17 protein-coding genes are annotated in these 22,363 nt (G+C 32.8%); 11 read left to right on the top strand and 6 right to left on the bottom strand.

Features of this window, described 5'->3' with window-relative positions:
- Nucleotides 1-1,003: 1,003 nt before the first annotated feature.
- On the bottom strand, nt 1,004-1,849 hold the full coding sequence (locus H0I26_RS12510; RefSeq protein WP_072302221.1) for an AraC family transcriptional regulator: 846 nt from the start codon (nt 1,847-1,849) through the stop codon (nt 1,004-1,006).
- A 145-nt stretch (nt 1,850-1,994) separates the two neighbouring features.
- On the opposite strand from H0I26_RS12510, the gene H0I26_RS12505 reads away from it, so the two are divergent.
- From H0I26_RS12505 to H0I26_RS12480, 6 genes are all read left to right on the top strand, one after another.
- Nucleotides 1,995-2,951: a dihydrodipicolinate synthase family protein gene (locus tag H0I26_RS12505; protein WP_072302222.1), complete on the top strand. Its 957-nt coding sequence runs from the start codon at nt 1,995-1,997 to the stop codon at nt 2,949-2,951.
- A gap of 201 nt (nt 2,952-3,152) precedes the next feature.
- Nucleotides 3,153-4,730 (top strand): aldehyde dehydrogenase (NADP(+)), encoded by a 1,578-nt coding sequence (locus H0I26_RS12500; RefSeq protein ID WP_218699356.1) that lies wholly within the window; start codon nt 3,153-3,155, stop codon nt 4,728-4,730.
- Nucleotides 4,731-4,733: 3 nt separating this feature from the next.
- On the top strand, nt 4,734-5,744 hold the full coding sequence (locus H0I26_RS12495) for a 4-hydroxyproline epimerase (protein ID WP_072302224.1): 1,011 nt from the start codon (nt 4,734-4,736) through the stop codon (nt 5,742-5,744).
- Between the two features lies 1 nt (nt 5,745).
- A complete protein-coding gene (locus H0I26_RS12490) occupies nt 5,746-6,993 on the top strand; it encodes an NAD(P)/FAD-dependent oxidoreductase (protein WP_072302225.1) in 1,248 nt (415 codons plus the stop codon).
- Between the two features lies 1 nt (nt 6,994).
- Nucleotides 6,995-8,287 (top strand): aminopeptidase P N-terminal domain-containing protein, encoded by a 1,293-nt coding sequence (locus tag H0I26_RS12485; protein WP_218699354.1) that lies wholly within the window; start codon nt 6,995-6,997, stop codon nt 8,285-8,287.
- Nucleotides 8,288-8,295: 8 nt separating this feature from the next.
- Nucleotides 8,296-9,510, top strand: a complete 1,215-nt coding sequence (locus H0I26_RS12480; protein WP_218699352.1) for a M24 family metallopeptidase — start codon at nt 8,296-8,298, stop codon at nt 9,508-9,510.
- A gap of 761 nt (nt 9,511-10,271) precedes the next feature.
- On the opposite strand, the gene H0I26_RS12475 is transcribed toward H0I26_RS12480, so the two are convergent.
- The 3 genes from H0I26_RS12475 to H0I26_RS12465 form a co-directional block, all read right to left on the bottom strand.
- A complete protein-coding gene (locus H0I26_RS12475; protein ID WP_218699350.1) occupies nt 10,272-10,694 on the bottom strand; it encodes a PepSY-like domain-containing protein in 423 nt (140 codons plus the stop codon).
- Between the two features lie 2 nt (nt 10,695-10,696).
- Nucleotides 10,697-11,020: a hypothetical protein gene (locus tag H0I26_RS12470; protein ID WP_218699348.1), complete on the bottom strand. Its 324-nt coding sequence runs from the start codon at nt 11,018-11,020 to the stop codon at nt 10,697-10,699.
- A gap of 170 nt (nt 11,021-11,190) precedes the next feature.
- Nucleotides 11,191-13,944, bottom strand: coding sequence for a M16 family metallopeptidase (locus tag H0I26_RS12465; RefSeq protein WP_256935120.1), 2,754 nt, complete (start codon nt 13,942-13,944; stop codon nt 11,191-11,193).
- 194 nt (nt 13,945-14,138) lie between these two features.
- Between H0I26_RS12465 and hpf the strand changes: the two genes are divergently transcribed.
- Entirely contained in the window at nt 14,139-14,441 is a 303-nt protein-coding gene (gene hpf / locus H0I26_RS12460) for a ribosome hibernation-promoting factor, HPF/YfiA family (protein WP_101018550.1), read from the top strand.
- A gap of 1,218 nt (nt 14,442-15,659) precedes the next feature.
- On the opposite strand, the gene H0I26_RS12455 is transcribed toward hpf, so the two are convergent.
- Nucleotides 15,660-16,778 (bottom strand): DEAD/DEAH box helicase, encoded by a 1,119-nt coding sequence (locus tag H0I26_RS12455; protein WP_218702086.1) that lies wholly within the window; start codon nt 16,776-16,778, stop codon nt 15,660-15,662.
- A gap of 84 nt (nt 16,779-16,862) precedes the next feature.
- Entirely contained in the window at nt 16,863-18,416 is a 1,554-nt protein-coding gene (locus H0I26_RS12450) for a DEAD/DEAH box helicase (protein ID WP_218699346.1), read from the bottom strand.
- A 110-nt stretch (nt 18,417-18,526) separates the two neighbouring features.
- On the opposite strand from H0I26_RS12450, the gene H0I26_RS12445 reads away from it, so the two are divergent.
- The 4 genes from H0I26_RS12445 to H0I26_RS12430 all read left to right on the top strand — a co-directional run bounded on the left by H0I26_RS12445 (nt 18,527) and on the right by H0I26_RS12430 (nt 22,217).
- Nucleotides 18,527-19,339 (top strand): DUF1853 family protein, encoded by an 813-nt coding sequence (locus H0I26_RS12445; protein ID WP_218699344.1) that lies wholly within the window; start codon nt 18,527-18,529, stop codon nt 19,337-19,339.
- Between the two features lie 105 nt (nt 19,340-19,444).
- Nucleotides 19,445-21,031, top strand: a complete 1,587-nt coding sequence (locus H0I26_RS12440; protein WP_218699343.1) for a DUF4139 domain-containing protein — start codon at nt 19,445-19,447, stop codon at nt 21,029-21,031.
- 182 nt (nt 21,032-21,213) lie between these two features.
- Complete coding sequence (locus tag H0I26_RS12435; RefSeq protein WP_218699341.1) at nt 21,214-21,777, top strand: hypothetical protein; 564 nt, start codon at nt 21,214-21,216, stop codon at nt 21,775-21,777.
- Complete coding sequence (locus H0I26_RS12430) at nt 21,774-22,217, top strand: hypothetical protein (protein WP_218699339.1); 444 nt, start codon at nt 21,774-21,776, stop codon at nt 22,215-22,217. Before H0I26_RS12435 ends, H0I26_RS12430 begins: the two co-directional genes overlap by 4 nt.
- Nucleotides 22,218-22,363: the final 146 nt, after the last annotated feature.

The raw sequence follows: 22,363 nt of genomic DNA, 5'->3' as shown, positions 1-22,363 counted from the left end.
CTGTACATTTTCTTAACGCCAAATAGTCTAAAATATAGCGTAAAGAGCCGTAATTGTTTCCAAAAGTTTATGCAGTCTTGAATTTTTGTTTCTTTTGTTTCAAGACAAAAGATATTATTAAAATTTAAAGACTTCAAAACATTAATTTCTATTTTACATAATGTAAATAGTTGCAATTAAAAAAAGATGAATAGTAACTAGAATATAGTAAGTGCTTAGAATTTTTATTTTACTCACAGGTTTAATTATTTGCAGAAACTTCAAATGTGTTGGTGAATCTCCTAAAAAGTCGATTTCTAAAAATTTAAGCTCTTACGGAAAGCTACGAGAATCATGTGATTTTTTTTATTATGTAATATTAATGAATCTGCGAATTTTGTAACGAAGCAAAAGTCTAGCTTTTAAATCGCGCTGGCATGCGGTTGGAAATTGTGTTTAGAATAAATTGCCGAAGCAATTTGATTATAAAAAACAATCGAGCGCATAGGCAGCGGATATTTTACATAACGACTAATTATAGTACAAAAATGGAATTCTGAACATTCTCGTAATTCGTTTATTTAAAAAATGTTGAGCAATTGTACAGAATATAAAAGTTATGACAAAGGTTTAATTGACTTGTAACGAATGTTTAAAGACCCAATTACAAACGTTTATTATGAAATATAAGACATCGTGGGATATTTTACATAATATTGAATTATAGCTATCTAATTGTATTACATATAATTTGTGCTATAATGTTCTGCGTTATGTAACTTTGCTTTGGTAAAAGCGAAGTTTAAACTTCTACATTTTCTTATTTTTTTCTTCTAAAATGTTTCTCTACAATGTTAATGGAACACTCTTTTTACGAAACGACGATAGGAGAGAAGTGGAATGTGTGTGGAATGGAAATTTAAGCCAGTAATTTATTTAATTCTGGTGGAACCAATAAAATCACTTGTAATTACATCTTTAATTATGTCAAATATCAATTGAAAACACAATAGTATAGGTTACATTAAAGATTAGTCTTCCTAAACGTATTGGGAGACATGTGTTTTATCATTTTAAATTGTCTATTAAAATTAGAAGTGTTGTTAAATCCCGATTTAAAAGCAATGTCGTTAATAGATAAATCCTTGTCAGTACTTAATAATTTACAAGCATTTTCAACTCGTAATTCAATTAAAAAACTAACAAACGTTTTGTTCGTTCGCTTTTTAAAATATTTACAAAACGCATTTTTTGTCATATTAGCAACGCTTGCAACATCATCCAAGGTTATATTTTGATACGCGTTTTCTAATGTAAAATCAAATACATTTCGCATCCTTTTTCCTTCAAGATCAGAATATTTTTTAGTGTAAACAAAATTAGAAAGCGGTTGGTATTTGGACACCGATATAATTTTTAAAATTTCTAATAACAAAATAAAACGCTCTAATTTTGACGCTGTTTTAAGTTTAAAAAAGGCGTCAATAATAGCATTCTTATTTGTTTGTACTACTAACCCTTGCGAGAAATTTGTAAAGCAATGGTTAATTTCTGCAAAGTCATTTAAATCAAAAAAAGTATCTCCAAAAGAAGATGCTGTAAAAAACAGACTCAACATTTTAGAGTCGCTTACTGCATTTTTATCACTTTTAAAAGCATGAGGTAAATTGCTTCCAATAACAAAAATATCATTTTCAGCAAAGCTAGAAATACGATCACCAACCAATAAAGTACCATTCCCTTTTTCAATAAAACTTATTTGAATTTCGTCATGTTGGTGCAGTTTATCATAAAACACCAATTCAATATCTTCTTGATAAATCAAGGCGTTATTTTCTGGTTTAGGAATTTTAAAGGGTAAAACTTTCATTTCAAATAGTTGTATTTTAATCTAAAATTATTCAATAATACAAAATTATGTGTTATTAAGGATAATATAGTATCTAAAGTGAGTAATTTAATCTTATTTTAATATTTGTTAACTCTTTAATTTTACTAACATTAAAAATAGAATTATGAGTATACAATGGAATGGCGTAATGCCAGCTGTGTTTACATGGTTGAAGGAGTCAAAATCTGGCGCTCTTGAAATTGACTTTGAAGCAACACAAAAACAGGCTGCAGGTATTTTAAAGGTTCAAGGAAAGGGCGGAAGCAGAATGAGCGGACTTGTCGGTTCTGGAACACTGGGTGAGAATAGCTACCTGAGCACCAAGCAGCGTCTTTCTTTACTTAAATCCCTTTCTGAGGTTGCTAAAGAATACAATGTCCCGTTGATTAGCGGAGCAGCAGCAGAAACTAAGGAAGAACTTGCTAAAATTGTTGAAGGACTTGCAACAGTTGGAGTTGATACAGTCATGGTTATGCCACCAAAAACTAAGGCGATTCCTTCTGAAAAAGAAATGTATGAGTACTATGCACTTTCTGAAGCGACTGCAAAAGATGTAGGCGTAACAATTATGCCTTATAACAATCCTGATGCAGCCGGTTATCATGCGCTCTCAACAGACCTTCTTAAAAGACTTTCTGTTCTTCCTAAGGTAACTGCTCTTAAAATATCGACTATAGATGTTTCAATTATTGAAACCTTGATGTTAGAGAACAAAGATTTAAAAGTTTTGGCTGGAGTAGACACAGTAACTGTATATGCAGGACTTGCTGGAGCAAGTGGTGGCATTACAGGTGTAGGTACTATCTTCCCAAAAGCAAGTGTTACTATGCAGGAGTATGTTTTAAATGGAGAATGGGCTGAGGCATACAAAATTTCTCAGGCTTTAAATTCATTATCGTATCTGGATGCTCAGCCACTGCTTATGGAATATCTTAAGCTTGCTATGGGAATTCATCATAATGATGTTGCTGGAGGGCTTCGTACTTTTGGTAAGAAATTAACGCAACAGCAAATTGATGATGTACGTGCAAGATATATTCTGGCAAAAGAAAGACTTGAAGTTCTGGACTTAATAGGGTAAGCCTTTCAAATATTCAAAAAAGAGAAAGCTTTGTTTTTAAAGAAGGTAAAATATAGACATTAAAACACGTTTATCATAATTTTAGAGATGATTTTGAGAAAAGGTTTTTCATCTCAAGCTATTATTGCAAAATATCGATAATCAAAAAAAGGTAGCTTACAAACCAGTAAAATTGAAAAAACATTTAAAAAATTAGTAAAGATGATATCAGGAAAAAACTTTATAGGCAATCAATTATCTGCCAACGGAACCAAAACATATAAAACTTTTAATCCGGAATTAAATACAGAGAATGCTATTGTTTTTACAGAAGCAACAGCTCAAGAAATTGATGATGCAGTAAATTTAGCAGCATCAGCTTTTAAAGAATTTAGAGCAGTTTCTGGAATTAAAAAAGCCGAATTTTTAAACGCAATTGCAGATGAAATTTTAGCACTAAACGATGTATTAGTCAAAACATATTGCTCAGAAACGGGTTTGCCAGAAGGAAGAGCAAAAGGAGAAAGAGGAAGAACAATTGGACAATTACGAAGCTTTGCAAATTTAGTAGCAGAAGGATCTTGGGTTGAAGCAACAATAGATACAGCACAACCTAATAGAGAGCCAATGCCAAGATCCGACATTAGAAAAATGTTAATTCCTTTAGGTCCAGTTGTCGTTTTTGGCGCAAGTAATTTTCCTTTAGCCTATTCTACAGCTGGTGGAGACACAGCAGCAGCTTTAGCTTCAGGTTGTCCAGTAATTGTAAAATCGCATCCAATGCATTCTGGAACAGGAGCATTAGTAGCATCTGCAATTATTAAAGCAGCTGAAAAAACAGGAATGCCAAATGGTGTGTTTTCTAATTTAAATTCTAGCGGAATAGAAGTTGGGCAACAATTAGTGGCACACCCAAAAGTAAAAGCAGTTGGTTTTACAGGAAGCATAAAAGGAGGAAGAGCCTTATTAGATTTAGCTTCAAAAAGAGCAGAGCCAATTCCTGTTTTTGCAGAAATGGGAAGTATAAATCCGGTTATAATTTTGCCAAAAGCATTAGAAAATATACAAGCAGACATTGCTAAAACGTATGCAAGTTCTATCACTTTAGGGACTGGTCAATTTTGTACAAATCCTGGATTATTATTAGGTATTAAAAGCGACGCTTTAACAAGCTTTATAAATAATGTATCGGAAGAAATTACTAAAATAAATCCGTCATGTATGTTGCATCCAAATATTAAAAAAGGATACATCAGTAATAAAGAAAAAGTAGTGTCGCAAGCTAACGTTACAGTAACAGCAAACTATACATTAGACCTTCAAAATAATTATGCAGCACAAGCTATTGTTACTGTCCATGGAAAAACATTTTTAGAAAATCCGACATTACATTTAGAAGTTTTTGGACCTTTTTCTATGATTGTCCAATGTGAAAACGCATCAGAATTAGAAACCATTATCGCTAGTTTAGAAGGGCAATTAACAGGAACTGTAATTTCTGATGCCAATGAAGTTGCTAACTATTCAGCAGTAATTGCTGCACTACAAAATAGAGTGGGACGTATTATTTTTAACGGAGTTCCAACAGGAGTAGAGGTTTGCGAATCTATGGTACATGGAGGTCCATATCCTGCGTCTACAGATAGTAGGTTTACAGCAGTTGGAATAGGTTCTATAAAACGTTGGGTACGTCCGTTTAGTTATCAAGATTGGCCAAATAATTTGTTGCCAAATGAATTAAAAAACGATAATCCTTCCAATATTTTTAGGGTTATTGATGGATTAAGAACAAAAAATTAAGAAATGAGTAAGCACACGTTTGTTTGTATAGATGCTCATACTTGCGGAAACCCTGTTAGAGTTATAAAAAGTGGAGGTCCTAAATTAATTGGAAATACCATGAGCGAAAAACGACTTCATTTTTTAAAAGAATTCGATTGGATCAGAAAAGGGTTAATGTTTGAGCCTCGAGGACATGATATGATGAGTGGTAGCATCTTGTATCCACCACATAATCCAGAAAATGACTTTGCTATTTTATTTGTTGAAACATCAGGTTGCTTACCAATGTGTGGACATGGTACAATTGGTACCATTACAATTGCAATTGAAGAGGGTTTAATACAACCCAAAATTCCAGGGAAAATTAAAATGGAAGCGCCTGCTGGTTTAGTAGAAATTGAATACAAGCAAGTAAACAATAAAGTAGAATGGGTAAAACTTACTAATGTAAAAAGTTATTTAGCTGCTCAAGAGTTAACAATAGATTGTCCAGAATTAGGAGAGATTACGTTTGATGTTGCTTATGGCGGAAATTATTATGCCATAGTAGATCCTCAGAAAAACTTCTCTGGTGTTCATAATTTTACAGCGTCCAAGATTATTCAATATTCTCAAATAGTGCGTAACAGAATTAACGAAAAATATCCTAATCAATTTGTGCATCCAGAAAATGAAACCATAAAAAATGTAACGCATATGTTGTGGACAGGTAATCCTATAGACCCAACATCATCAGGAAGAAATGCAGTGTTTTATGGAGACAAAGCTATCGATAGAAGTCCTTGTGGAACTGGTACTTCTGCTAGATTAGCACAATTGTATGCCAAAGGAAAATTAAAAATTGATGAGCCTTTTATACACGAAAGCTTTATTGGTAGTAAATTTATAGGACGTGTTGAAAAAGAAACCATTTTGGATGGTAAACTAGCCATAATACCAAGCATTCAAGGATGGGCAAAAGTTTTTGGGCACAATACTATTACTATTGATGATCAAGATGATCCTTATGCACATGGTTTCCAAGTAATTTAATATGAATAAAAACGTAATAATCATTGGTGGAGGAATAATAGGTTTAAGTACAGCTTATTATCTTTTAGAAGAAGGCCATCAAGTAACAATAATTGATAAATCTAATTTCTCAAGCGGTGCATCTTATGTTAATGCGGGCTATATAACACCTAGTCATTTTATTCCGTTAGCAGCTCCAGGAATGATTAATAAAGGGATTAAGTGGATGTTTAATCCAACTAGTCCTTTTTATATTAAACCGCGTTTAAATGCAGATTTTTTAAAATGGACTTGGGCATTTAAAAAATCGGCTACTGCGTCTAAAGTAGAAAAAGCAATTCCAGTAATTAAAGCTATTAATATTTTAAGTCGAGATTTATACGAAGCTATTAAAGCATCTAACGCGTTTAATTTTCATTATGAACGTAAAGGTTTATTAATGTGCTATCAATCTGATAAGGTTGGTGAAGCAGAATGGAAGATTGGTAAACGTGGAATTGAAGAAGGTTTAGGTGTTAAAAATTTAACTAAAAAAGAAGTCGATGTTCTAGAGCCAAATGCAAACCTGAATATTAAAGGCGCTATTTATTTTGATTCGGATGCACATATGACTCCAACAGATTTTATGCCAGAAATGGTAAAGTATTTAAAGACAAAAGGCGTTATTTTTTATGCTAATGAAGACGTAAAAGATATTGAAGTAACAAATGGAACAGTTTCAAAAATAATAACAAACAAACAAGAATTAAAAGCAGATGAAGTTGTTTTAGCAGCAGGAAGTTGGAGCCCATTATTGACTAAAAAACTAGGGTTACAAATTCCAATACAAGCAGGAAAAGGATACAGAATTAATGTAAACAGAGAAACAGGAATTACAATTCCCGCAATACTATGCGAAGCAAAAGTAGCAGTTACTCCAATGCAAGGATTTACACGTTTTGCTGGCACAATGGAAATCGCTGGAATCAATCATAATATTAATCCAATTAGAGTACAAACTATTGCCAATGCAGCAAAGAATTATTATACTAATTTGAATATTTCTGAAGTAGAAAAAGAAGCTGCAGATTGTGGTTTAAGACCTTGTTCTCCAGATGGTTTACCTTATATTGGCAAATCATCTAAGTGTACTAATTTAACAATCGCAACTGGTCATGCAATGATGGGTTGGAGTTTAGGACCAGCAACAGGGAAGTTAGTTTCCGAAATAATTTCAGAAAAAAAGACTACTTTAGATTTAAGTCCATTTAATCCAGACAGAAAATTTTAATATGAGATACGAGTCAATTCCCAATAATATATTCCAAAATAATAGAAAGAATTTTATTTCTAAAATGGAACCAAATACCATTGCAATTATTACTTCAAATGATGTAAAGCATAATAATGCAGATGATGTTATGGGCTTTGCGCAAAACAATGACCTATTTTATTTATCAGGAATAGATCAAGAAGACACTATTTTAGTGCTATATCCTGATGCTTATAAAGAAGAAAATCGTGCCATTCTATTTGTAAAAGAAACGAACGAACAAATTAAAATCTGGGATGGCGAAAAATTAACCAAAGAACAAGCAACAGAAGTTTCTGGAATACAAAGAGTAGCATGGATTCAAGATTTTGAAATGGCGCTACAATACATGGCTTTTGAAGCAGATGGTTTTTATTTAGGACATAATGAACATCTAAAACGTGTTACAAAAGACCAAGAAACACAACAAGATAGAATGATACAATGGTGTAAAGAAAAATACCCTTTACATGATTATTATAGAGCTGCAAAAATAACTAGAGATTTAAGACCAATTAAATCTGAAGAAGAAATTTTATTAATGCAAAAAGCAGTAAATATAAGTATTGAAAGCTTTAAACGTGTTTTAAAAACATGTAAACCAGACATAAAAGAATATGAGTTGGAAGCAGAATTAACCTATAATTTAATTAAATCTGGTGCCACAAGACATGCTTTTAAGCCTATTGTAGCTTCAGGTATAAACGCTTGTGCATTGCATTATAACACCAATGATGCTATCTGTAAAGATGACGACATGATATTGTTAGATTTTGGTGTTTGCTATGCAAATTATAATAGTGATACTACACGTTGTTTTCCTGTAAACGGAAAATTTACTAAAAGACAAAAAGAAGTATATTTATCTGTTTTATATTGCTTAAAAGAAGGGAGTAAACTTTTAAAACCTGGAGTCTTACCAGTAGATTACGAAAAAAGCATGGCAACTTTAGTCGAAAACGAACTTATAAAATTGGGATTACTAAATGCTAGAGAAGTAGCAGATCAAGATCCTAAAAAACCATTATATAAAAAGTACTTTATGCATGGAACCGCTCACCATATTGGGTTAGATGTACATGATGTTGGTTTATATTCTCGTGCTTTAGAAGCAGGAATGGTACTTACTTGCGAACCTGGAATTTATATTCCAGAAGAAGGTATTGGTTGTAGATTAGAAAATGATTATCTAATAACAACTCAAGGAAATATTAATTTAACTGAAGCAATGCCAATTGAAATTAAAGAGATTGAGGCTTTAATGAATAATTAAAAAATAATATGATAGGAATAGGAGGATCCACTATAAAAGCAGAATTAGAGGCCATTAAACCGATAGCACATGTAGTGCAACCAATACAAAAAGAAGAATTTCAGCAAAGAATTGATAAAGCGTGTCAATTAATGCAAGACCAAAATAGACCAGCATTGTACTTACATTCTGGCACAAACTTATTCTATTTTACAGGAATGAAATGGAATGCAAGTGAGCGAATGGTTGGTGCTTTATTATTTCCAAATGGCAAGCTAGTTTATATAGCTCCAGAATTTGAAAAAGGAACAATTTTAGATTTTATGCTAATTGAAGGAGATGTAAAATGCTGGGAAGAACATGAATCCCCTTATACATTATTTGTAGAAATAGTAAAAGAGAATGGAGTAGAAGCAGGCGAAATCTCTATAGATGAAGCAACGCCATTTTTTGTTTTTGATGGTATTAGAAATTGTCAAGAGACATACACGCTAGTAAATGCAAAACCTATTACTGCAGGATGCAGAATGATTAAATCTGCTTCAGAAATTGCTATCATGCAACATGCCATGAATATTACATTAGAAGTACATAAAGCAGTCGCAAGAATTTTAAGGGTAGGTATTTCAGCAAAAGAAGTTTCAGATTTTATAAATGACGCACACGTAAAACATGGAGTGACTTCAGGATCTTATTTCTGTATTGTGTTGTTTGGTGTAGATTCCTCTTATCCGCATGGCGTAAAATCGCCCAAAGATTTAGAAGAAAATGAGATCGTTTTAATAGATACTGGTTGTATGTTACATGACTATATTTCGGACATTACAAGAACCTATGTTTTTGGAAAAGCAAATGAAGAACAAACACGTATTTGGACTATAGAAAAAGAAACACAACAAGCCGCTTTTAATGCAGCACAACTAGGAAATACATGTGCTGATGTTGATAATGCCTCTAGAGTTGTACTAGAGTCTCATGGTCTAGGACCGGATTATAAATTACCAGGATTACCACATAGAACAGGTCATGGAATTGGTTTAGGAATTCATGAATGGCCCTATATTGTTAGAAACGATCACACGGTTTTAACATCAGGAATGACATTTAGTAACGAACCTATGATTTGCGTTCCAGATAAATTTGGAATTAGATTAGAAGATCATATTTACATGACAAATGTTGGTCCAAAATGGTTTACAAAACCAATGCATAGTATCGAAAACCCGTTTGGAATAGTCATCTAAAATTTTATTCTGTCTATTTTATCGCATACGCGAATTTTATAAGTGTAATAAAGATTAGCTTTTATTTTCTCACTAGTTAGCTATGGCTAATTGTGTGTAAATTGTAGTTCTGAAGTTTCTTGACAATCACGTATTTAAAAAACTTGAACCATTGTACAGAATATTCAATTTACACGACAAGCAAAATACTAATATTTAATTACCCAAGTACAAACGTTTCTTATGAAACAACACATACTGGGATATTTTAAATAATGACAAATTATGGCTACAAATGTATAGTTACAATGTTTCTTAGAATTGCTTATTTAAAAAATGTTGAACCATTGTACAGAATACTCAAATTAAACGAAATGCTAAAAGCTAATGTTCAATGACCCGAGTACTACAGCTTATTGTATTTACTGAACTTTCTGGGATATTTTACATAATATAGAATTATAGCTATCTAATGGATGAAATACATTTGTACTATAATTTATATTATGTAAAATAGACTTTATTAAACAATATTATACGCCTTCACTCATAGTATTTATCCTATTTCGTAAAATTCCCTATTACTGATATTATCAAATAATCTAATTTCACGAATAGCATCCAAGAATTAGAACCGTTTAAAGCCAAACATGTTGTTGTCCCATTAGAGAAATTATACGATGACCATTTTTTTAGAGCGTCACTTCAGAATACTTGATATAGTGCATAAAAAAGTCCAACAATTAGTGTTGGACTTTTTATTTACTTAGTATTTTCCTTTATTAATTTATAATGTCCCCGTTGGCCCGGAATTCGACATCTTTATTTTTCCCTTTCTGTTTAAACTCAACATCATAGAATTCGCCCTTAGAGGCACTTTGCACATGTTCTACTTCAGTAATGTCCTCACTACCATACTCTGTTTTAATACTAGTTCTTATGGCTTTAGGTAAGTCTCCTTTTTTAATACTGTTTTCGGTTTCAATCCAATGCCCATTAGGGCTAAAATCGGCTCTATATTTCACGCCTTCGTCTTTAAAATGAGCTTCAAAATTACCATGGGCATCAGTTTCCCAATCGGGATCATTTTCTCCAGGATACTTAGCTTCAAACGCATCCTCAACATCTTTAGGTACTTGCCCGTGAACTATATTTTGACAACTAAAAGCCATTACTACGATAATTATATATTGTAACTGTTTCATCTTTATTTCTGTATTAAGTTAATGGATACCACCTGGATTTCGCTATAAATATTATCAGATGTGGTTTCATTTAATTTAAGATTAAATGTAGCACCTAGGTGCCTATTGTTATCTAAATTGTAAGTATCCAATACTTTACTCGCGCTGATATCTTCAATAAGAATCGTGTTATCATTATTATCTGTGAAATAGTAAATTTGGCCATGGTAGCCATCAAAAACAACTTGTTTGGTTGTTTCTTTGGTATTTGAATGAGTAATGTTATCTGAATTTACAGCTATTGTAGAAGCAAAAAACAGACTAAATAATATACTTATAAGCTTCATAATTTCAAGTTTTAGTGATTATTAATTGTTTTACAAAGATGACCACTAACCTTACTATTTACATTACACAATTATTAGTGCGTGTTACAAGATTTACATCTAAATAGCACAGAAACAAAAAAAGCACAATGTTAAACATTGTGCTTTTTGATATTTAAATTAATGTGTACTTATAGCGTATTACCATAAATATCAAGTTCTACAACCGGTTTTCCTAATTGCTTGACTTCCTCTAGTTGTGTAGCTTTATCACCAACCACTAAATACACCATATCAGATTCGGTTAAATACTGATCAATAATGGTTTTGTAATCCGCTAACGTCATATTAATTAATTCGTCTTGGTCCGTATCTAAAAAGTTTTCTGCTTTGTCGTACTTACTAATACGTCTTAAAATACTTAGCTGTGCCCCTAAACTTTCGTAGGCTCTAGTGTTTCCTTTTAAGATTTTATTTTTTGTTAATTCGACTTCTGTCTCAGTAAAACTATCTTTATAATCCGTAACCATGTTTTTAATAATCTCTAACGATTTTAAAGTCGCATTGGCACGTACACTACTTCTAATAGCAAATGGACTAATCGCTTCACGTTCTGAGATATTAGAATAAGCACCATAAGTGTATCCTTTTCCAATTCTAAGGGTTTGGAATAATCGTCCACTTGATCCTCCTCCAAGAATTTCGTTAGCAAAATCAAGATTATTAGCATTTTTATCTTTTCCTGACAATGCCAATTTACCGATGTAAACTACCGATTGTTTAGCATCTGGTACATCTACAAAATATAAGTTCCCTCCTGCTCCATTATTTTTTACTGCTACTGTTGGTACATTTATAGTCTCCCCTTTCCACGCTTTTAAAGTACTTAAAGCGGTGATTGTTTCGCCTTTATTAATAGCACCAGCAATATGAAATGTCGCGGCTTTTGGCGATAGGTTTTTATAATAGGCTTTTAAATCGTCCATTGTAATGTCTTTAGTACTATTTAAAGTCCCTGAACCATTAATTCCAAAACGATGGTCATTACCATACATTAATTGATTAAAGACGTTAGAAGCGATAGCATTAGGATTAGCTTCACTACCTTTTAAACTAGTTTCTAAGCCTTGCTTTAAACGATCAAACTCTTTAGCATCCCAACGTGGTTCTAAAAGCATCTCTTTAACTAACTTAATCGTCTCGTCTAAGTTTTTAGTTAAACAGGAACCTGTAATATGAAAATCTTCGTTACCACTATACATAGTAATACGCGCTCCTAATAAACCAATAGCTTCTTCTAAATCTGCTGCCGTTTTAGTTTTTGTGCCCTGCATCATTAAATCACTAAATAAATTAGCCACACCTTCTTTACCTTTTGGGTCTAGTAGTTGCCCACCAGGAATAGTGATATCGAATTGTACTAAAGGCACTTCATTGTTTTCAATCCCGTACACAGCCATACCATTATCCATTTGACTTTTCCACACTTTTGGTGCGTTAAATACTGGTAATTCGCCAAAATTAGGTTCACTTCTATCAAATTTGCTTGTCGTTTTCTCGTAAACAGCTTCTTCACCCTGGCTGACTTCCTCATTAGCCACATCTTGCTTTATCTCTTCAATCCAAACAGTCGCTTCTTTACTATCTGCTACCGCTAGCTCTAATTGTCCTTTAGGGACCACACTAGTCATCACATAGTTTTTATCCTTTATATATTGATTGTACACGCGCATGATGTCTGCTGCGGTTACTGCATTAGTCAATTTAGCACGTTTAGTAATAAAACTAGGATCACCATTAAACTCGTTATCTTGTACTAACTGAAAAGCTTTATTTAAAACAGTACTAACCCCTTGGTATAAGCCTGTTTCTAATTCGGCTTTAATACGTTTTAAATCGTCCGTATTAACACCATGCGTTTCAAACTTAGCTAAACCGGCATCAATAGCTGCTTTTACTTGGTCTAAGTCTGTTCCTGCATTTGCACGCACTCTAAACACAAACTCTCCAGCCAACTCACTACTATTTTGATAGGTTCCAACACGAGGTGCTAGTTTTTGTTCTTCAACTAATACATTATATAAAGGTGATTTTTTACTACCACTAAGTAATTCGCCTAAAATATCTAAAGCATAACTGTCAGCATCATAATTTTTTATCGTCGGATATACCATACGTACTTCTGGTAGTTTGGCAAAGTTGTCTTCAAAATACAACGATTTTGTGTTATCTAAAACCACAGGTGCTATATTTTGCTCTTCTACATCTGGTCCACTCGGGATTTCACCAAACCACTGCGCCACTAATTTTTTAGTTTCGGTAATATCAATATCTCCAGCAATTACTAAAGAGGCGTTTTTTGCACCGTAATACTGCTTATAAAACTCTTTTACATCAGCAACAGTTGCAGCTTGTAAATCTGGTAATGCACCAATGACAGTCCAATTATATGGATGGCCTTGAGGATATAAGTTTTTTCTAATAATCTCATCCGTATAACCATAAGCGGCATTATCCACACGTTGACGTTTTTCGTTTTTAACCACTTGCTTTTCACGCTCAAGAGCAGCTTCTGTTACCGTATTAATCATGTAACCAAAACGATCTGAATCAATCCACATGATTTTTTCAAAAGCATCCTTTGGTACGACTTCATAATAAACAGTATAATCGTTAGACGTTCCTCCATTACGGCTTCCACCCCATTCCGGAATCATTTTACGATTAGCACCCACTGGTACATTTTCAGAATCATTAAAAGACATGTGTTCAAAGAAATGGGCAAAGCCTGTTTTACCAGGTTTTTCTCTGTTAGACCCGACATGCATTAGCGTTGCTACAGCAACAATAGGATCGGAATGGTCCTCATGGAGAATAACTTCTAGTCCATTATCTAAGGTGAATTTTTCATAATCGATTTTAAAATCGGTTGACTCGTCTACCACTGCAGTTCCAGAGTCTCCACAAGAGACTAAAGCTAACCAGTTAGTAAAATTAAGGATTTAATTGTACGCATTATTAATAGTGTTTTTGAATGTGGTCTAAAGATAATCAATAATTTTTTGTCTTAAATATTTAATAAAAAGACAAGAATAGGTTCTCTTTTTTGTATCTTTAAGTAAATATAAAACTTAAGAATATGGATATCAATTTTGAATATGATAAGGTAAAAGCAAGTGAAGAGTTAGAGCAATTTACTGCAGAAAAAATCCAAAAGCTGTTTAATAAATATGAATTTATAGTGCGTGCCGATGTGTTTTTTAAATTAGAAAATACTAGTGATGATGCTTCTGGTAAAATTGCAGGTATTAGATTGAGTGCTCCTGGACCAAGATTATATGCTGAAGAAAGCAAGGACACTTTGCATAAAAGTGTGAGTGAAGTTGTGACGCAATTAGAAAGACAATTAGCAAAACGAAAAGGAAAAATGTCAACACACTAATTATTATATAAATAGTAACAAACGAAAAAAGCAGCTCAATGGAGTTGCTTTTTTTATGTCTTTTTTTTTAGAATTGAACGTGTAGGATTTGCCTCTAAAATCAAATCAGTTTAAAAAGTACACAAGTATAAAACGCCTCTTTCTTCCAATGTCTCTAAAATAAGACATTAGAATTCATACTCCTCTTAAATCTAAGAGGAGAGCTACAACAACTCAACAGTAGTAAAAACGATAAAAGAACCAATTAACACCCTCGCAAACAGCTCCTCCCTTCAGCTGAAGGGAGGTGGCTTTTTCAAAGAAAAAGACGGAGGGTTCGACCCTAAACGCGAAGCAGTTTTAAAAATTAACCAAATATAAAACTCCTCTTTCTTCCAATGTCTCTCAAATAAGACATTAGAATTCATACTCCTCTTAAATTTAAGAGGAGAGCTACAACAACTAAACATTAGTAAATACACAAGTATAAAACGCCTCTTTCTTCCAATGTCTCTAAAATAAGACATTAGAATTCATACTCCTCTTAAATTTAAGAGGAGAGCTGCAACAACTCAACAGTAGTAAAAACGATAAAAGAACCAATTAACACCCTCGCAAACAGCTCCTCCCTTCAGCTGAAGGGAGGTGGCTTTTTCAAAGAAAAAGACCGAGGGTTTGACTTAAACGCAAAGCAGTTTTAAAAGTACACAAGTATAAAACGCCTCTTTCTTCCATTGTCTCTAAAATCGGACATTAAAATTCATACTCCTCTTAAATTTAAGAGGAGAGCTACAACAACTCAACAGTAGTAAAAACTACAAAACAATCAATTAACACCATCGCAAACAGCTCCTCCCTTCAGCTGAAGGGAGGTGGCTTTTTCAAAGAAAAAGACCGAGGGTTTGACTTAAACGCAAAGCAGTTTTAAAAGTACACAAGTATAAAACGCCTCTTTCTTCCATTGTCTCTAAAATCGGACATTAAAATTCATACTCCTCTTAAATTTAAGAGGAGAGCTACAACAACTCAACAGTAGTAAAAACTACAAAACAACCATTAACACATCGCAAACAGCTCCTCCCTTCAGCTGAAGGGAGGTGTGTTTTTCAAAGAAAAAAACGGAGGGTTTGACCTAAAACGCGAAGCAATTTTAACAAAAAAACACTTTAACTCAATACTCATAAAGCATTGAATTAAAGTGTTTCACACTATATATTAATAAGAAAAACTACATTATAACTAAACCGATAATTGTTTGAATTTGATCCCTAAAGTAGATTCCACCTTTTTAAGGTCATTACGCTCACTACTTAAAATCAACGCAATAGATTCTCCTTTTTTACCAGCTCTTGCTGTACGCCCACTTCTGTGCGTGTAATACTCAATATGTTCTGGTAATTGGTGATGCATTACAAAAGCTAAATCGTTAACATCAATTCCTCTTGCAGACACATCGGTTGAGATTAGTAACTGTAACGTTGTATTTTTAAACGCACGCATTACTTTATCACGATCTCTTTGTTGCATATCCCCTTCTAAAGCACCAACGTTAAACCCTTCGGTTTCTAATTGATGTCTTAATGCCTGGGCACCTGCTTTTGTTTTAGTAAAAATAATACCACGTTGGTCTTCTCTATCTTCTAATAATCTGATGATAGTTGATGCTTTTTCATGCACTGAAGTTTCTACAAAATAATGCGAGATATTTTGATTAACAATACTTGTTCTATCAATCTCTAAACGAATAGCTTCATCTGCGATATAACGCTTTACAATATCTTTTAAAGCATCAGACATGGTTGCACTGAATAACCACGTGTTTTTTTGGCCTGTTACCGATTTTAAAATCGTAGTCAAATCAGGTTTAAACCCCATACTTAACATTTCATCAGCTTCATCTAAAACAATAGTTTTAACATCCGCTAAATTTACAGCACCACGCTCTACTAAATCAACCAAACGACCAGGAGTTGCTACTATAATATGAGTTGTTCTGGCTACATTTTTAAGTTGAATATCAATCTTTTCACCGCCATAAACCCCTTCTAAAAAGATTTTAGCGTCATTATACTTGATATACTTAAATAACTGTTTCTTTATTTGCTGTACCAATTCTCTTGTCGGTGCAATGATAAGCGCTTGAACAGTATCCTTTTTAGGATTAATTTTATGTAATAAAGGTAAACCAAAAGCAGCCGTTTTACCTGTTCCTGTTTGTGCCAAACCAATTAAATCGGTTGACTTTTTAAGTAACACTGGTATGGCCTGAGATTGAATTTCAGTAGGGTTTTTAATCCCTAATTCCTTTAGTGCTTTTATATAATTTTTATCTAAACCTAAGTCTTTAAAAGTCATAATAATAGTAATTAGTCTATAGTTATTTTAATATATTTACAAGAGTAAGCAACTGCAAACTGCGACTGAATACTGTCAAACTTAATTTTATTCTTCTGGAGGAAAACCATTGATTTCTTCAAAGATTTCGTCAAAATTAGTACGTAAAAATGCATTTAACTTTTTACGATAATCATCTTTCAACCATTCCACAAAATTGAATGTACTTTTACTAATACACTTGGTGTAACGTGAAATACGATAATCAATATCGTCTCCTAATAGTTTTACTAAACCTAAAGCATCCCAAAGATCTTCACTATTTTCTGTACAGATATGTGCATGATGAATGATAGAACGTTCTAGTACAACTTTAGAGCTCTCTCCTGCTCTAATACTATCGATATAACATTTTTTAATATCAAAATAAACTTGCTCAGATTTCGCGAATTTTTCACGTAACTCCTCTGGCATTTCATATCTAAAGTTGTTTTCAAGCTCTTCATCACTTAAAATACCATCTAAATAATAGTTGGGCGAACGGAATATTTTATGCCAATCTAAATCGTTACCCCAAGGTCCAAATCTGTGTAAGTTGTTCCCTAAATCGATAACAACAAATTTATTTTTATCTTTTAAAATACGAGATCCACGACCAATCATTTGGTAATACAATGTCAATGATTTGGTTGCTCTGTTAAGCATGATACAATCTACTGTAGGTTCATCAAAACCAGTAGTTAAGATACTTACAGAGGTTAAAATCGCATCTGGTGTTTCTTTAAACCATTTTAGAATAGCTTTACGTTCCTTTTTAGTATTGTTATTATCTAAATGTGCTACAGGATACCCACCTCTTTTAAACGTATCATACACGTGTAAAGACGTGTTAATACCATTATTAAAGATCAAGGTCTTTTTACCTTTACAACGCTCTTCATAAGCTTGGATAAGCTTAGTTAACATATCCGTATTGGTATATAAATCTTCAGAAGATTTTACTGTATAATCACCATTGGCTCCTACAACTAAAGACGTTAATCCAACGTTGTATGAAAAAATTTCGGCACGAGCCAAAAACTCATTAGCAATTAAAGAATGTATCGTTTCTCCAACAATAAGCTCGTTATAATTATCCTTCATTGGAAGGTTAATATTACTACTTAAAGGCGTTGCTGTAACACCAAGGATAAATGATTTTTCAAAAAACTTAAATAACTTAGTGAAACTGTTATAATGCGCCTCATCAATAATAACTAGACCGATGTCCGAAATATCTAGTTTATTATCTGTTAAACGGTTGTTAAGCGTCTCAACCATGGCCACAAAACAATTAAAGTCTTTCTGGTCACTTAAATCGGCTTTACTATCTACAATTTTATTACTCACACCAAATTCTGTAAGCATTCTAGATGTTTGTCGACAAAGCTCAATACGGTGCGTCATTACAAGCACCTGCTTTTTATGTGTTTTTAAATATTGCCTAACAATTTCGGAGAATATAACCGTTTTACCACCACCCGTAGGTAATTGATATAATAAATGATAATCCTCTTCTGCTTCTTCAAAACATTTAAAAATCTTATCAATAGCACCCTTTTGGTAACTATAAAGACTTTTTCCTTCTGTACGTTCTTGTAATTCTATGGTTTTAGTAGACATTAATCAATTGCAATTTTTAAATTTTAAGATGTGCAAAAATACAACGAATTAAAGGGTTTCAACGATTATTTTATAGAAAAAATTAATTTTGATTACTTTTACTCTTTAATATGAGCCAAAAAAAAGAAAATTTACAAGCCACATTTAGTGGTTTTTTTAACACGCCACACTTATTTTATAATAAAATATTTGAAATGCAACCTTTTGTAAAACAATTGGGTAGCACCTTTGTTTTTAATAAAGAAATTAGAACGAATATACGTCTAGGACAACGTGTGGAGCAATTTGTTTTTGAAGAATTAAAACAGTTTGAAAATATTTCAGTTTTAGCGGAAAACATTCAAATTCAGGAAAATCAAAACCATACCATTGGCGAATTGGACTGTTTATATTTGAATGAAGGGCAAGCTGTTCATTTAGAAATTCAGTTTAAATATTATTTATATGATTCTACTTTAGGACCTAATGAGGTCGATTGCTTGATTGGGCCCATGCGCCGAGATTCTTTAATAGAAAAACTAAACAAGTTAAAAAACAAGCAGCTTCCGTTACTTTTTAACAAAGCCACAAGACCTTTATTAGACCGGTTGGAATTAAAAGCTGAGAATATAAAACAACGCATTTATTTTAAAGCACAGATTTTTGTGCCTTTTGGGCAATCGATTCAATTTAAAACTTTAAATAACGATTGTATTTATGGTTTTTATTTCAATTATGCGCAATTACCGCAGTTTGCGGCGTGCCAGTTTTATAAACCACAAAAAATAGACTGGTTGTTAGATTTGGACGTTACCGTCGATTGGATGACTTATGATCAAATTATGCCACAATTGGATCGTTATAAAGGAGAAAAGTACGCCCCATTACTCTGGTTAAAATGTCCTAATGGAACAGTAATGAAGTGTTTTGTAGTAGCCTGGTAACGTTGCCTTCTAAAACGTATCGTTTTACTCATTCAAACTTAATGTTTACTCATTAGAGTTTAATAATTTGGATAATTATAATAGCTTCGTAAAAAAATAAACATCATGAAAAAAATATTTGGACTATTCCTCTTTCTACTAAGTGCTTCTGCGACAGCACAAACCGAAGTATCCTCTAAAATAACAGCTGTTAAAGTCTTTAAAAGCAACGCGCAAATAGTAAGAGACGCCTCGTTTAATGCCGCATTGGGACCACAAGAAATTGTGTTAACGGGAATTTCTACAAGCATCAATCCCTCCAGTTTACAAGTGCAATTTAATAATCCTAATACGGTATTGGTATCTGCAAAATATGAAAACAACTATCTAGTTTCCAAAACAAATAACAAAGAAATTGAAGCGTTAAAAGCACAATTGGAAGCTTTAAATGATGATATCAATTGGTTAGCTCATGAGCGAAATAGTCTATTAGGAATGGAACAAATCTTAAATAAAAATCAAGATTTAGGTTCTGGAAATTCTAGTTTTACGCCACAACAGGTCCTAGAGTTAAGTAACGTATATCATGCTAAATACCTTGAAATAAAAAAAGGGATTATCGCTTTAGATAAAAAGGAAAAACCTTTAAGAGAAACAGCCGTAAAGTTAAACCAACAATTAAGTGAGCTTAATGCAAAATTTAATAAACCAAGTGGGAATATTGTACTTCAAATAGATTCTAAAAAACCAGGAAAAGTAGCTATTGATTGTAAATATATTGTTGGAAACGTCGGTTGGACTCCGTTATACGATTTAAGATCAGAAAGTATTACAGAAGATGTAAACTTAACTTATAAAGCTAGTATCTACCAAAACACTGGATTAGACTGGGACAATGTGGCTTTAACAATAAGTACAGGTAATCCGTCTCAAAATAATGACAGACCTATTTTAAGTCCTTTGTATGCTAGTATCTACCAACAACAGCTACAGCGATACAAAGAAGAGCAAAATGATGAAGTCATGGAAGAAATCCAGGTTAGTAATATGGCATACACGCAAAAATCTAAACGTGTTAATGCTTCAACGGTGGCAGAAAATCAATTAACTGTAGATTTTACTATTTTAAGTAAGCGCTCTATTGCTAGTGATGGAAAAGAAAACCTGGTTGCTTTACAGTCCTTTGATTTAAAAACCGATTACATCTATCACACGGTTCCTAAATTAGACAGAGCTGCCTTTTTGATAGCAAAAATTACGGATTGGAGTCAATACAACTTAGTTGCAGGAGAAGCCAATATCTTTTTTGAAGGTGCTTTTGTAGGGACGTCTTATATTAATCCAGAAGTGACTGCTAAAGAATTATTAATCTCTATGGGACGTGATAATAGTATTGTTGTAGAGCGTACGCCAATAAAAGAGTTTACCGCTTCAAAATTTATTGGAAGTAATAAAAAAGAAACTATAGGTTACGAACTTGTAGTTAAAAACAAAAAAGGAACACCTATAACTATTGAAATTCTAGATCAAATTCCTGTCTCTCAAAATAAGGATATTGAAATTACTTTAGATGATAAAGGAAACGCTGAATATACAGAAGATAATGGTAAGTTATTGTGGACTATTGGTGTCCAAGCAAGAGAGACTGTTGTCGAAAAGTTTATTTACACTATTAAATATCCTAAAAATAAAACCGTGAGAGGCACCAAATAACCAATCCCTTTAAAATACATAGTAATGAAAAAGCCCTTTATGGGGCTTTTTCATTTTTTTAAATTAATTTTGTGTCACTTATATTAATTGCAATATTTATTTTTCTAACAGAAGTCAGTGATCACCTCTAACAAAAACAGAATCAAAACCAAAACAGTAATCTTCCAAAATTTGTTTTTGTAATGAAAACACATAAAAATATTAGATTAGTTACCATTATTACGCTTTTAGTTATCCAAGTTATTTTTTTAACGATGATAGCCAAAGAAAAATATGAAGTGGGTAGCTTTGCTATTCTAATATCCTTAGTAATCATAACTGTAGCTATTTTTTTTGGTTATCGCTATTTAGATTTACATCATGAGGAGTATGGATATGAAAGAATTGGTGTCGCTATATGGGTTCCCATTGGTGCTGTTTTTTGTTACTCACTAAATATATATGGCGAATTAGGTAGTGTTTTATCCGCAGGAATCACCGGTACATTGGCCTCATTTATCCCTGTCCTAAATAAAGACTCTATTTATATAAAAAAACTACCAGGTGCTATCTATTGTGGTGCTTTTGTTGGTATGTCTAGTGCAGAAATCACACCTTCCATAGGATTTGTAATTGCGGCAGGAACTTTAACAGGAGTATTATTTATGGTTTCTAAAAACTTGTTTTTAGGTATTGGAGGTAAATTGGGCACGCTGGCCTTTGCTGGAGTCGCTATGGTATCATTATTATATTGGTTATTTATATGAATTTTATAATATTAGCAATAACAGGTGTCCTCGGGGCAACACTTACCTTTTATGTGAGCGAACAATTAAACCAAGGCGTTGTTAGAGCCTCTGCATTACTATCCCTAATAGTGGGTTTATTTTTTTATTGCTTTCCAGATATTCTAGACGTTTATCTCACTAAAAACATTCCAATTGTATTTATTGGAACATCTTTTATTGGAATGGCGTCCCCTAAAGGTCAAAAACACTATTTGCTATTAGCCATTTCAGGAGTCTTATTTAGTTTGGTCTACATCAACAAAAGCCATTTTTTTAATGGTTATGGTGGTGCGTTGGGGACATTAGCTTTTATTACACTACTGACGTCTATGGCATTTTCTCATGCCTTTTCAAAAAAATCTAAAATAATTAGTGAGATTATCTTAATTAAAAACAAGCTTTTTGGCCGAAACAAATAGCTTTCAACACCCTACTTTAGATCTTTAAGTATCTTAGTTTCGTTATATCTCACGCAATATCTCACATGAAAAATTATTTCATTTTACTATCAATTTTTCCACGTTATTATTGAATCATTAATATTCAACTATACAGAATAATGGTT

The sequence above is a fragment of the Olleya sp. HaHaR_3_96 genome, from assembly GCF_019278545.1.
Classification (GTDB): Bacteria; Bacteroidota; Bacteroidia; order Flavobacteriales; family Flavobacteriaceae; genus Olleya.
This window is presented reverse-complemented; position numbering and strand designations above follow the sequence as displayed.

What these genes read in the sequence shown, in the direction of transcription:
- H0I26_RS12510 (WP_072302221.1), bottom strand. Translation starts at nt 1,849, where the DNA reads ATGAAAGTTTTACCCTTTAAAATTCCTAAACCAGAAAATAACGCCTTG.
- H0I26_RS12505 (WP_072302222.1), top strand. Translation starts at nt 1,995, where the DNA reads ATGAGTATACAATGGAATGGCGTAATGCCAGCTGTGTTTACATGGTTG.
- H0I26_RS12500 (WP_218699356.1), top strand. Translation starts at nt 3,153, where the DNA reads ATGATATCAGGAAAAAACTTTATAGGCAATCAATTATCTGCCAACGGA.
- H0I26_RS12495 (WP_072302224.1), top strand. Translation starts at nt 4,734, where the DNA reads ATGAGTAAGCACACGTTTGTTTGTATAGATGCTCATACTTGCGGAAAC.
- H0I26_RS12490 (WP_072302225.1), top strand. Translation starts at nt 5,746, where the DNA reads ATGAATAAAAACGTAATAATCATTGGTGGAGGAATAATAGGTTTAAGT.
- H0I26_RS12485 (WP_218699354.1), top strand. Translation starts at nt 6,995, where the DNA reads ATGAGATACGAGTCAATTCCCAATAATATATTCCAAAATAATAGAAAG.
- H0I26_RS12480 (WP_218699352.1), top strand. Translation starts at nt 8,296, where the DNA reads ATGATAGGAATAGGAGGATCCACTATAAAAGCAGAATTAGAGGCCATT.
- H0I26_RS12475 (WP_218699350.1), bottom strand. Translation starts at nt 10,694, where the DNA reads ATGAAACAGTTACAATATATAATTATCGTAGTAATGGCTTTTAGTTGT.
- H0I26_RS12470 (WP_218699348.1), bottom strand. Translation starts at nt 11,020, where the DNA reads ATGAAGCTTATAAGTATATTATTTAGTCTGTTTTTTGCTTCTACAATA.
- hpf (WP_101018550.1), top strand. Translation starts at nt 14,139, where the DNA reads ATGGATATCAATTTTGAATATGATAAGGTAAAAGCAAGTGAAGAGTTA.
- H0I26_RS12450 (WP_218699346.1), bottom strand. Translation starts at nt 18,416, where the DNA reads ATGTCTACTAAAACCATAGAATTACAAGAACGTACAGAAGGAAAAAGT.
- H0I26_RS12445 (WP_218699344.1), top strand. Translation starts at nt 18,527, where the DNA reads ATGAGCCAAAAAAAAGAAAATTTACAAGCCACATTTAGTGGTTTTTTT.
- H0I26_RS12440 (WP_218699343.1), top strand. Translation starts at nt 19,445, where the DNA reads ATGAAAAAAATATTTGGACTATTCCTCTTTCTACTAAGTGCTTCTGCG.
- H0I26_RS12435 (WP_218699341.1), top strand. Translation starts at nt 21,214, where the DNA reads ATGAAAACACATAAAAATATTAGATTAGTTACCATTATTACGCTTTTA.
- H0I26_RS12430 (WP_218699339.1), top strand. Translation starts at nt 21,774, where the DNA reads ATGAATTTTATAATATTAGCAATAACAGGTGTCCTCGGGGCAACACTT.